The organism is Nocardia sp. FBN12 (assembly GCF_050320175.1).
In the GTDB taxonomy this organism is placed as follows: domain Bacteria; phylum Actinomycetota; class Actinomycetes; order Mycobacteriales; family Mycobacteriaceae; genus Nocardia.
Window position 1 is genome coordinate 1,528,584 of sequence record NZ_CP190048.1, and the last position, 11,785, is coordinate 1,540,368.

Below are 11,785 nucleotides of genomic sequence, written 5' to 3' on the forward strand. Positions count from 1 at the left end.
CGTCGTCGCTGTCGGCACGACGAACCCGACACACGAGTAGATGCCGATCGCGAACGACCCACAACCGCGCTGTGCGCGCTCAGGAGGTCAGTGATGCCGAAGATTGATGTGCTCGACTCGTTCATGACATATACCGATACCGGCGAGGGGACTCCGGTGGTTTTCCTGCACGGAAATCCGACCTCGTCGTATATGTGGCGCAATGTCATTCCTCATGTCGCCGATCAGGTCCGCGCGCTGGCTCCCGATCTGATCGGGATGGGTGACTCCGGTAAGCCGGATATCGGATACCGCTTCGACGATCACGCCCGCTATCTCGACGCCTGGTTCGACGCGATGGAGCTGGACGAGATCGTCATCGTCGGGCACGACTGGGGCGGCCCGCTGGGCGCGGACTGGGCGCGCAGGCATCCGGGCAGGGTCCGCGGGATCGCGTTCCTGCAGGCGTTTCTGCATCCGATCACCTGGGCGGACTTGGAGCCGGTTGCCGGCTTGTTCCGCAAGTTCCGTGGTCCGGAGGGTGAACAGATGATACTGAAGGACAACATGTTCATCGAGGGTGTCCTGCGGCAGACGACGCCCAGTCTCACCGAGGACGACATGGCTGTGTTCCGGGCGCCGTATCCGGACCCGGAATCGCGGCGACCCTTGCTGATGTGGCCGCGTGAGATCCCCGTCGAGGGCGAACCCGCCGACGTCGTCGATCGGGTCCTGCAGTACGACACCTGGCTCGCCGCGACACCGGAGGTGTCGAAGCTGATCCTGCAAACCGATGACGAGGGCGAGTCTGCCCCCGAGCGGGCGTGGATCCGCGACAATGTCACGTCGGTCGAGGTTGTCGGGGTCGGTCCCGGCGGTCACCATTCCCCGGAGGATCAACCCGACGCCATCGGAGAGGCGCTGGCCAGTTGGCTGCGTGCGCATGGACTCAGCCGTACGGCGGGCGTCTGAATCACCCGGATAACCGGCCCTGACAGGAAAACACCGCCATGTCGCCCTGCGGTATGACGGTGATTTCTGTGAAAAGAGATTTCGCGGTGGATCAGCATCATCATGGCGCCGAAGTGCCGCGGCGAAGGTCGCAGGCTATACCGCCGCATCCTCGGGATTTACTCTGTCCAGTGGTTACACCGAAAGGGGCTACCGAGTCGACCTGCGTTTCGCCGACATTGTCGTGTCGGTCGCCTGAAACTCCGATGATGGTGGCACCGGGTCGTATAGTTCACGCTACTGAACGAATCGTATCGAGTAACGCTCTGATCGCCCTTGGCCGCAAGAACTTTCAGAGTGGAAACTCGGATTCTGGCAGGATGCGGAGCTGCCATGGATTCGGCAGTGAAATCCGTTGCACCGGTGGATCGTTGGTCGAATCACAGGGGAACAAATGAATTCCACGCGTGGACATCTCCGACGTCGAGCTGTCGAGACCGTCGCGAGGCGCGCTCCTCGAAGAGGGCGGCTGCGCCGTTACGTGACGGACCAGGCGACGCCCATCGGAGGGGACGCAAAGGAACCGGATGCGGCCTCGGCCTCGCGGTCGCCGCACTACCGCGGTGGCCGCCGGAGTTCTCACCACTCGTCGCTCCCAGAAATGACAGTGCTCGACTAGCAGAAGTGAGGGATTGCTGTGTCCACACCGACATCCGATGCAAAGGTCGAACAGGCCGTCAGTGCGTTGTTTCCCGACCTGTACTCCGAGCTGATCCGGTTGGTTCGGATTCCGTCGATCGCCACCGAGGGGTACCCCCCGGAACCGCTGTTCCAGGCACACGACCTCGTGGTGGAGTTGTTGAGAGACAGCGGAATCGAACAGATCGAGGATCTACGGATCGACGGGAAAACCGCGCCGGTCATCATGGCGACGGTCCCGGGACCACAGGACGCACCGACCGTGCTCATGTACACCCACTACGACGTCGTCCCCGCCGAGGATGTCGAGCTGTGGGACACCCCACCGTTCGACCCGGTGGAACGCGACGGTGCCATCTACGGGCGCGGCACCGCGGACTCCAAGGCCAACATCATCAGCATCATCGGGGCCCTGCGCGCCTTCGGCGGCAAACCGCCGGTCACCGTCAAGCTCGTGCTGGAAGGACAGGAGGAGTTCGGTAGCCCGTTCGACTTCTATCCGGTCGAGAATCCCGGCCCCTTCCTGGCCGACGCGATGATCATCGCCGACGTCGGCAGTGTCCGGCCGGGCGTACCGACCTTGACGGTGGCGTTGCGCGGGTCCGCGCAGGTCACGGTCGAAGCGCGAACTCTGGACGCGGACAAGCACAGTGGGCTCTACGGCGGTGCCGCCCCGGATGCGCGGTTGGCGTTGATCCGTGCACTGGCCTCGCTCCACGACGATGCGGGCGATGTCGCGGTGGACGGGCTTCGCCGCGAGCCGTGGACCGGCAACTCCTACACCGACGACGAGTTCCGTGAACTGGCCGAAGTGCTGGACGGCACGCCGTTGATGGGCACCGGCGGGATCGGTGAACGGATCTGGTCGGGCCCGGCGATCACGGTGATCGGATTCGACGCGCCCGCCCCCGATGCCTCGGTCAACGCGGTCGCCGGATCGGCGCGAGCGGTGCTGAACGTGCGAGTACATCCCGAGCAGGACGCCGCCCAAGCGCAAGCCGCGGTGATCGACCATCTGCGGGCGCTGCGACCGTTCGGGATCGAACTCACTGTCACCGCCGGAGAAGTCGGCAACGGTTTCGCCGCGCCGACGGGCGGTCCTGCCTTCGACGCGGCCGTGTCCGCGCTGGGGCAGGCGTGGGGCGCCGAAGCCGGGCAGATGGCAGGCGGCGGCTCGATCCCGTTGGTCATGGCGCTGCACACCGCGGTCCCCGGGGCCGAGAAGTTGCTGTTCGGTGCGACCGACGGCTACGCCAACATTCACGGCCCGAACGAACGTGTCCTGCTCGACGAAGTGGCCAAAGCAACGCTGGCCAAGGCGTTGTTCCTGCGTGAATACGGTGAGAACTTCGCCGCGGCACGAAACGGAGCGGGTCGATGAGTACTGACACAACCGCTGAACCGACGCCGGAAGTTCAGCCACGCAAGAAATTCGAATTCCCCGGTGCCGTCACCGTATTGGCGATCGTCATGGTGCTGGTCTGGATCGCGGCCCTGTTCATTCCGGCAGGCAGATTCGGGACCGACGCCGACGGTGCGCCCATCCCGGGAACATTCGAGGAGGTCTCCGCACCACTGTCGTGGTGGGAACGGATCCAGCAACTGATCCTTGCCCCGGTCAACGGACTGTACGGAGTCCAGGACCTGACAACGGGTTTCGTCGACCCCGACAACCTGGGCCGGCTCTTCGGCTCGGTCGGTGTCGTGCTGTTCATCATGGCACTCGGCGCGTTCATCTCCGTCAGCTTCGCCACCCGCAGCCTCGAGGTCGCCGTCGGTCGGCTGGGTGCGCGACTGCGTGACAAGGCATGGCTGCTGATCGCGGTCATCATGGTGCTGTTCTCGGTGCTCGGCACGACAATGGGCTTTTCGGTGGAGACCTTCGGCTTCTACGCGTTGGTGATTCCGCTGATGCTGGCCCTTGGTTACGACCGGATGGTCGCCGCGGCGACCATCATCGTCGGCGCGCTCGTCGGCAATATGGCCTCGACGGTCAACCCGTTCTCGATCGGCGTCGCCTCCGGGGAGGCGGGCGTCTCGATCGGTGACGGCATCGTGCTGCGGTTCATCCTGTGGGTCGTCCTGACCGCGGTCGCCGTCGCGTTCGTGCTGCGCTACGCCGCGCGGGTCCGACGAGACCCGGCGACCTCGGTCGTCGGGTTCGACGAGGAGCCCGATCCCGACGTCGAAGCCGACAGCGCCCTGGACGAGCAGCTCAGCACCACCCAGAAATGGGTGCTGGCCATCACCGGGTTCACCTTCGCGCTGATGATCTTCTCCGTGATCCCGTGGTCGGCGATCTTCGGGGCAACGACCGGTCCCGCCGAATACGATCAGTATCACGAAACCCTCACCGAGCCTTACTGGTTCGAGCTCAACTGGTGGTTCCCGCAGCTGGCGATGCTGTTCGTCATCGCCGCGGTCATCGTCGGCGTGGTCGCCAGGATGGGGGAGAAGCAGACAGTCTCGCTCATCACCCGCGGCGCGGGCGACATGGTCGGGCCCGCGATCGTCATCCTGCTGGCGCGTGGCGTCTCGGTCATCATGACCAACACCCAAACCCTCGACACCGTGCTCAACGCCATGGAGCAACTCGTCGACGGCGCCGCGGCCGGGATTTTCGCGATCCTGGTCATGATCGTGAACATCCCGCTGGCGGTGCTGATCCCGTCCTCGTCAGGGCACGCCACGCTGGCGATGCCGCTGCTGGCGCCGCTGGGCGACTTCGCCGGCGTCAGCCGGGCGCTGGTGATCACCGCGTTCCAGATGGGCCACGGACTCACCATGCTCGTCGCACCGACCAATGTGGTTGTCGTCGGCGGATTGGCGATGGCCAAAGTCGGCTACGACAAGTATCTGCGCTTCATCTGGCCCCTGATCGCCGTCAACTTCGTCATCGTCTGCGTGGTTCTCGCGGTGGCCGCCGTCGTGGACTGACGTGGATCCCGCCGATATCACCTACCTCGTGCTCGCCGCGGCGGTGGTGCTGTTCGTCTGGAACCGCCTACCGGTCGGCGTTGTCGCGATCAGCGTCGCCCTGGCGCTCTACGCCACCGGGGTGCTGTCCCTCGACCAGGCCCTGGCCGGATTCGGTGACCCGACCGTCGCGTTCATCGCCGCGCTGTTCGTCATCAGCGAGGCCCTGGACGCGACCGGGGTCACCGCCTGGGCAGGACAGCAGCTGATCGCTCGAGTGGGCAAGAGCCGCACCAGGCTGCTGGTGTCGATGATGATCGCCTGCGCGGTGCTGACCGCGTTGATCAGTGTCAATGGTGCTGTCGCAGCGTTGATTCCGATGATCGTGATCCTCGCGGTCCGGCTCGGACGACCGCCATCGCAACTGCTGATGCCGTTGGCCTTCGCCGCGCACGCTGGTTCGCTGCTGGTGTTGACCGGTACGCCGGTCAACATCATCGTCTCCGAGGCGGCCGCCGACGCGGGCGCCGGCGCGATCGGCTACTTCGAATTCGCTCTCGTCGGTGTGCCGCTGCTGGTCGGCACCATCGTGATTGCCGTCGCGTTGGGCGCGCGCCTGCTGCCCACCACCAGTCCGGCGACCATGCCGCCGGACCTGAGTATCTTGGCCAAGACATTGACCCGGCAATACGCCCTGCACAATGACCTGATCCAGCTGCGCGTGAGCGGACGATCCGAGCTCATCGGCACCGACTCGGAAACCCTCGCGACTCTGCTTCCCGAAGGCGCAGCCCTGCGTGGGGTCGCCCGAGCGGGCCAGGCACGCATCGAAGGCCCGATCAGCGCCGGAGACACCCTGGTCATCTCGGCCGAAAACAGCGTGGCCGCGTTCGTCGACGAGTACGCACTGACGCCGTGTGGCCGCGTCGACACCAGTCCGGACAAACTGATCGGCATCGAGTACGGCGTCGCCGAAGTGATGATCCCGCCTCGCTCGGAGTTCATCGGGCACACGATCTTTCCCGGCATGATGACCGCCGGCGGCGACCTGATATTGCTGTCGGCGCAACGCTCAGGTGAAGACCTCGGACCGAAACCAGCCACCTTGCGGGCCGGTGACACCCTGCTGGTGCGTGGTTCCTGGAACGCGCTGGTCGAACACATCGCCGATCCCGAAGTTCGCGTGGTCCACGAGCCCGATCTGATCCGACGCCAAACAGTGCCGATGGGGCCGGGCGCCAAACCTGCCCTGGCAATCGTCGCGGTGATGATCGCGCTGCTGGCCTCCGGGCTGGTGCCCGCAGCGGTCGCGGCGCTCCTGGCCGCCTGCGCGATCGTCGTGTGCCGCGTTCTGACCGTCGACCAAGCGCACCGCTCGATTTCTTGGACCACCCTCATTCTGGTCGGCGGCATGATCCCGCTGTCCACCGCTATCCGCGACACCGGCGCCGCCGACCAGCTGGCCTCGATCTTCCTGTCCGTCTTCGGCGATCTCGATCGGCACCTGCTCTTGATCGGGTTGTTCGCCGTCACGGTTGTCCTCGGTCAGCTGATCAGCAACACCGCGACCGCGCTGATCGTCATACCGATCGCCGTCGCCATCGCTGACGAAATCGCGGTATCACCGCTGCCGCTCCTGATGACTGTCGCGGTCGCCGCGGCAGCATCATTTCTCACCCCGGTCGCGACCCCGGCGAACATGATGATCATGGCCCCGGGGGATTACCGATTCGGCGATTACTGGAAACTCGGTCTGCCGATGCTGGCCTGGTTCCTGGCCGTCACCGTGCTCGCGGTTCCACTGATCTGGACCTTCTGAACCGTTGTCTACGGCGCGTATCGCAGGACGCCCGCGATGTTGGCTCCGTCAGGAATGTCGGCTGCGCGCACGGCGAAAACCTCGCCGCCGGTGAGTAGAACGCGACGGCTGATCTCGTCCAGCACACCGGGAGCTTCGCCGTCGGTCGAGTCGGCGAAGACGACCGCGCCCTCCGGCGAGATGCTGCCGGGAACCGACGCGTCGATGTCGACCAGCACGCTGTCGACCGCCCCGGCGGTCGCTGCCCGTGCCAGATCGGAGATGTCGGTGCTCGCTCGACCTTCGCTGCGTCGCTTGTCCATCAAGTCGGCCCAATCGGTCAGCTGCGTCGCGTAGTAGCGATCCAAGATCTCCCGTGAGCGGTCGGCGAGGTCCTGATCGGAGAGGTGCTCGGGATTGCCAGGGATGCTTTCCGCGAGCAGGCCGTCGTAGGTGCTCACCGAGCGATACAGGGAATCGCTGGGTTCTGTGGCGGCCAGGATCAGCGGGATGTCGCGGCCGGCCAAAAGGTCACGTAGTTCGGTGTCGATCGCTCGGGCGTACTGACGCACACGCATCTTGCGGCCCTCATCGCCCTGGACGCGCCCCTTCGGCGCGCGATCGCCGAGGCTCGCCTTACCCGCGTAGTCGGCCGCACTGGTGGGCAGGCCAGGAATATGAACCGTGCGGGCCGGTCGATCAGCGCTCACCTCGACCAGGCGCACCCCACCTTCGGCGAGCGCGAGCACGAACGCGGACTGCGGAAAGGTCACCGTCCGTAGCAGTCGTTTGAGGTAGAACCGGTCACCGACAGTTTCCGTGGCGCTGAGCTGGTTGGGTAACCGATAGGTGCGGATGCGCCGAGGGGTGGCGAGCACAACCAGAGTCTTCGCCTGGTACCGCCAGAACTCGGAGTCCTCGATCAGAACATCGAACTCCTCTTGCAACGCGGTGCGCGCGTCGGGATCGGTGACGAGGTCGAGCACACGCCGAGCCTGATTGGAGAACGCGATCCGATTCTGGTCGGGATTCGCGGTATCGGACTCGGTCGGGGTGTAGATCGAAACGCACCAGTTGTCGACGACAGTGGCGAGTGATTTGAGTTCGCTACGCGTGGGAATATCGGTAGTCAGCACTTCGGCCTCCACAGAATTCGACGATTCGACATCAGCATTCGCTCGGCTAACTGCACTAGATCACATCGGTTTTGAGTGTACCGACGCATTGTCCGTGACGTTCCGTTGAGTGCGGTGCTATTTTGTGACACCAACGATCGCGACGTGGTGGCATCCTTCTGATTTGCCGAGGATGCCACCGCACACCAGGATCGACCCGCTGCTACCTATTCGAGCTCGCCGATATTGCCGATGACGTGGTGCAGTTCAGCTCGGCCGTCGGTCAGCTTGTAGGTGACGCACGCGATGGCGAGCTTGCCCGCCGCGATTCGCTCGGCGATCATCGTCGAGCGCTGGGACAGGAGCACAGCGGTCTCCTGCACATGCCGTGCCTCGAGCTCGTCGACGGAGTCGAGTCCTTCCCGGCGACCCAGCAGGATCGACGGAGTGACCCGTTCGACGACGCTACGAATGAATCCGCCGGGAACCGCGCCGGAATCCAGCGCGTCGATCGTCGCGCGGACGGCACCACAACTGTCGTGTCCGAGAACGACAATCAGAGGAATGCCGAGCACCTCGACGCCGTATTCGATCGATCCGAGAACGGAACCGTCGACGACGTGACCCGCGGTGCGGACGACGAACATGTCGCCGAGTCCACGATCGAAGATGATCTCGGCGGCCACCCGGGAGTCACCGCAACCGAACAGAATCGCCGAGGGATGCTGTCCGGCTACGAGTTCGGCCCGATCGGCAGCGCCCTGGTTGGGGTGCTGCAGCGTGCCGTCGACGAAGCGGTCGTTTCCGTCGCGGAGGGTCTTCCAAGCGGTGACAGGACTTGTATGCGGCATATGTCCAGTTCTACACGCCGCCTGCCGGGGGACCCGCAGGGCCTCGTGCCGACGCGAACGGTCAGGACTCGACGACCTCGAGGCCGCCGTCGCGGTGCTGGGCGCGCAGCACCTTCTTGTCGAACTTGCCCACCGAGGTCCGCGGGACCTGGTCGATGAAGGTCCAACGCTCCGGCAGCCACCACTTGGCGACCTTGTCGCTCAGGAACTCGCGCAGCTCCTGCGGCGTGACCTGCCGGCCATCCTTGACGACGACAGCGGCAAGGGGGCGCTCCTGCCACTTCTCGTCGGGTACCCCGATCACGGCTGCCTCGAGGACCGACGGGTGGCCGGCGATCAGGAGCTCCAGCTCGACGGAGGAGATCCACTCCCCGCCGGACTTGATGACGTCCTTGGCGCGGTCGGTGAGCGTGATGTAGGAACCGGCGTCCATCCGGCCCACGTCGCCCGTGCGCAGCCAGCCGCCCGCGAACTTCCCCTCGTCGTTGTCGCGGTAGTAGGAGCCGGTGATCCACGGGCCGCGGACCTGCAGCTCACCCACCGATTCGCCGTCATTGGGCAGCGTCTGGCCCTCGTCGTCGACGATGCGTGCCTCGACTCCGCAGACCGGCCGACCGGCGGTGGCCCGCAGGGCCCAGTGGTCTTCGCCGGTGAGCGCCACAGCGGGCCGCGCAATCGAGGCGAGGGGAGAGGTCTCGGTCATCCCCCACGCCTGGACGATCTGGACGCCGTACTTGTCCTCGAAGACCTCCATCAGGTGCCGTGGCACCGCGGATCCACCGCAAGCGACGAAGTCCAGCGACGACACGTCGTACTCGGGGTGGGCCTCGAGGTACTGCAGGACGTCGTTCCAGATCGTCGGGACGGCACCGGCGATGGTCGGGCGCTCGGCGTGGATGAGCTTGACCAGCGGCTCGGCCTGGAGGAAGCGGTCGGGCATCACCAGGTCCGCGCCCGCCATCAGCGCCGCGAAGATCAGGCCCCACGCGTTGGCGTGGAACTGCGGGACGACAGCCAGCAGCGAGTCGTCGGCGCCGACAGCCATGCCGTCCTTCGTCAGCACCGCCATGGAGTGCAGGTACGTGGACCGGTGGCTGTACGCGACGCCCTTGGGATTGCCGGTCGTGCCGGAGGTGTAGCACATGAACGCCGCGTCGCGCTCGTCCAGTTCGGGCCATTCGAAGGTGCTCGGGTGGGCGATGAGGAACTCCTCGTAGTCCACGACCGTCTTGCCGTGGCCCTCGAGCGCGCTGCGGTCGACGCCGCCGGTGACGACCACAGTGTGCACCGTCGACAGCCGCGGCAGCACCGGGGCGAAGAGCGGGATCAGGGAGCCGTCCACGATGACGACCTGGTCGTCGGCGTGCTCGGCGATGTAGACCAGTTGGTCGGCGGTCAGTCGCAGATTGAGGGTGTGCAGCACCGCGCCCATCGACGGGACCGCGCAGTAGGCCTCGACGTGTTCCTGGTTGTTCCACATGAAGGTGGCGACCCGCTGGTCCCCGGTGATGCCGATGCCCCGCAGGGCGTGCGCGAGCTGAGCGGCACGGGCCGCGACCTCGGCGTAGGTGCCGACCCGGGCCGAACCGTCCGCCATCAAGGTGCGCACCCGGGAGGTGCCGTGGACGCTCGCGCCGTGGCGCATCACCGCGGTGGTGGTCAGCGGCGAGTCCATCATCGTGCTCTGCATGGTTCAGTCTCTTCTCAGATGTATCGGAACGGATCAGCCGCGCAAGGCGGAGGCGAAGATCGCCGGCAAGCGACCCCAACCGGGCCGGGCGGCGAATGCGGTGAGGCGGCGACCCGTCACCGCTGCGGTCTTGTTGTTCACGAACCACGGCGGCTTCGGCGCGAGGGTCCACTCCCCGTGCAGCAGCGATCGCGGTGCCGGACGGAACGGTCCGCGGACCACGGTCCGCTCGGTGTCGGCGAGCAGGAACGCGTTGTGCACGACCCCGCGCCCGCTCTCGATGTCCTCCAGGGGGTGTCCGGGGAAGGCACCCCAGGTGGCGTGTGCGGCGAGGTAGCCGACACCACTCCACGCGTTGACCCCGATGGTGCCGTAGCGCAGCCGGGTGAGTTCGTCTTCGAAGCTCGTACCGAGTGCGCGCAGCGTCGCGGGATGGACGATGACGTTGGCGCCGAGGGTGCCCCGCAGTCGATCGTTGGCGGCCGTGACCGCCGCGGCCAGGAAGGCGGCGGGGTCGCCCGGAAGTTCTGCCACACCGAGGACGGGACCGAAGTACTCGAGCTGGAACGCGGTCTCCTTGTCGTCCGCCAGGTCCAGGCCGGTGATCAGTGTGCGCTCGGGAGTTCCGCCGACGGCCTCGGCGTCGGGATGCAGGCGCCGGGCGTCGGCCACCCGGACGTCACAACCCGGGTACCAGGCGGGGCGTACGGGTGCCTCGGCGAGCGCCCGGCGCAGCTCCCGCAGGAACTCGTCTTTCTGCTTCCAGTCCGAGCTGAGGACAACGATCTGGGCGGCGATGCAGTTGCAGCCGCTGTTGTGCAGCCGCAGCGTCGCGATGTGCTGGGCCTGAAACTTCAGGTCAGCCTTCGACCAGTTGCCCGGTACGACGATCACGGGTGCGGTGCCACCGAGCTCGCTGGTGATCGGCTTCGTGAGCACGGGGGTCCCGGCCTTCTTGTTGGCCGAGCCCTCGGCGCCGGCTCCCCACACGACCGCGTCATGGGTCTGCTCGCTGCCGGTCATGTGGACGGCGGCCACCGAGTCGTGCTGGGCCAGGGCGGTCCCGATCTCGACCCCGCCGGTGATGATCTCCACCGCACCCAGGTCGATGAACGGCTTGAAGATCCGACGGTAGATCTCCAGCAGCGGGTCGCTGATCGGATTGAGCTTGACCGCGGTGACCCGGTTGTCGGCGAAGAGGACGTAGAGCACATCCAGCGGCACGATCGAGGTGATGTTGCCCGCGCCAAGCACCAGTGCGATCCCGCCGGTCTCGTGCGGGACCCGCTGGCCCAGACCGACCTCACGCCGCAGCTGCGCCTCGTCGACACCCGGTTGCATCCAGACCTCGGCGGAGAATCCGTTGAGCAGCAGCTTGTCGAACGTGCCGTGCGGGAGCACCTGCAGTGCGAGCTGACCCGAGGCGGTGCGGCGTACGTCCACGCCGGCGAGCACGTCGCCACCGTTCTCCATCACCTGCAAGGTGTTGGCCAAGGCACCGAGGTAGCCGAGGGTGGCCCACGGCCCACTGATCCACTCCTCGCCGACGGTCTGCGAGGCTGGGTCGACGCCCTTGATCCCCACGGCGATGTCGACCCATTCCTCGGCGCTCTCCGCGACCAGGGCGACGACCTGCTGGAGCATCGCGCGCCGCTGGGCGAGGGAGGTGCGTGCCCACGCCGCTTCGCCTCCCTGGAGTCGTTCGACGATGCGGTCCGCCTCGGAGCGGCTGGTCACCTGAACGGTGTCTGTCATGCGCTGTTCTCCTCGTTCGGTGGTGGCGGGT

The 11,785-nt window shown here is 66.1% G+C and carries 8 protein-coding genes; 4 read left to right on the forward strand and 4 right to left on the reverse strand.

Translation table 11 applies throughout. The features are described from left to right. The first annotated feature begins 93 nt into the window (after window positions 1–93). The 4 genes from ACQHI0_RS07570 (at window position 94) to ACQHI0_RS07585 (ending at window position 6,364) form a co-directional block, all read left to right on the forward strand. Window positions 94–951, forward strand: coding sequence for a haloalkane dehalogenase (locus ACQHI0_RS07570; protein WP_427907207.1), 858 nt, complete (start codon window positions 94–96; stop codon window positions 949–951). 676 nt (window positions 952–1,627) lie between these two features. After that, window positions 1,628–3,010 (forward strand): M20/M25/M40 family metallo-hydrolase, encoded by a 1,383-nt coding sequence (locus tag ACQHI0_RS07575; RefSeq protein ID WP_427907208.1) that lies wholly within the window; start codon window positions 1,628–1,630, stop codon window positions 3,008–3,010. Next, window positions 3,007–4,566, forward strand: coding sequence for a YfcC family protein (locus tag ACQHI0_RS07580; protein ID WP_427907209.1), 1,560 nt, complete (start codon window positions 3,007–3,009; stop codon window positions 4,564–4,566). Before ACQHI0_RS07575 ends, ACQHI0_RS07580 begins: the two co-directional genes overlap by 4 nt. 1 nt (window position 4,567) lies before the next feature. Further along, entirely contained in the window at window positions 4,568–6,364 is a 1,797-nt protein-coding gene (locus tag ACQHI0_RS07585) for an SLC13 family permease (RefSeq protein WP_427907210.1), read from the forward strand. Between the two features lie 8 nt (window positions 6,365–6,372). Here the strand turns inward: ACQHI0_RS07585 and ACQHI0_RS07590 are convergent, their stop codons facing one another. The 4 genes from ACQHI0_RS07590 to ACQHI0_RS07605 all read right to left on the reverse strand — a co-directional run bounded on the left by ACQHI0_RS07590 (window position 6,373) and on the right by ACQHI0_RS07605 (window position 11,754). After that, the gene (locus ACQHI0_RS07590) at window positions 6,373–7,479 is read right to left on the reverse strand and encodes a hypothetical protein (RefSeq protein WP_427907211.1); all 1,107 of its coding nucleotides are present in this window, start codon (window positions 7,477–7,479) and stop codon (window positions 6,373–6,375) included. Between the two features lie 206 nt (window positions 7,480–7,685). Then, a complete protein-coding gene (locus ACQHI0_RS07595) occupies window positions 7,686–8,309 on the reverse strand; it encodes a carbonic anhydrase (protein WP_427907212.1) in 624 nt (207 codons plus the stop codon). 61 nt (window positions 8,310–8,370) lie between these two features. After that, entirely contained in the window at window positions 8,371–9,999 is a 1,629-nt protein-coding gene (locus tag ACQHI0_RS07600; protein ID WP_427907213.1) for a fatty acid--CoA ligase, read from the reverse strand. Window positions 10,000–10,032: 33 nt separating this feature from the next. Beyond that, on the reverse strand, window positions 10,033–11,754 hold the full coding sequence (locus tag ACQHI0_RS07605; protein WP_427907214.1) for an aldehyde dehydrogenase family protein: 1,722 nt from the start codon (window positions 11,752–11,754) through the stop codon (window positions 10,033–10,035). Between the last annotated feature and the right edge of the window lie 31 nt (window positions 11,755–11,785).

Coding starts and splice junctions, on each gene's coding strand:
- ACQHI0_RS07595 (WP_427907212.1), bottom strand. CDS start 8,309: ATGCCGCATACAAGTCCTGTCACCGCTTGGAAGACCCTCCGCGACGGA.
- ACQHI0_RS07600 (WP_427907213.1), bottom strand. CDS start 9,999: ATGCAGAGCACGATGATGGACTCGCCGCTGACCACCACCGCGGTGATG.
- ACQHI0_RS07605 (WP_427907214.1), bottom strand. CDS start 11,754: ATGACAGACACCGTTCAGGTGACCAGCCGCTCCGAGGCGGACCGCATC.
- ACQHI0_RS07580 (WP_427907209.1), top strand. CDS start 3,007: ATGAGTACTGACACAACCGCTGAACCGACGCCGGAAGTTCAGCCACGC.
- ACQHI0_RS07570 (WP_427907207.1), top strand. CDS start 94: ATGCCGAAGATTGATGTGCTCGACTCGTTCATGACATATACCGATACC.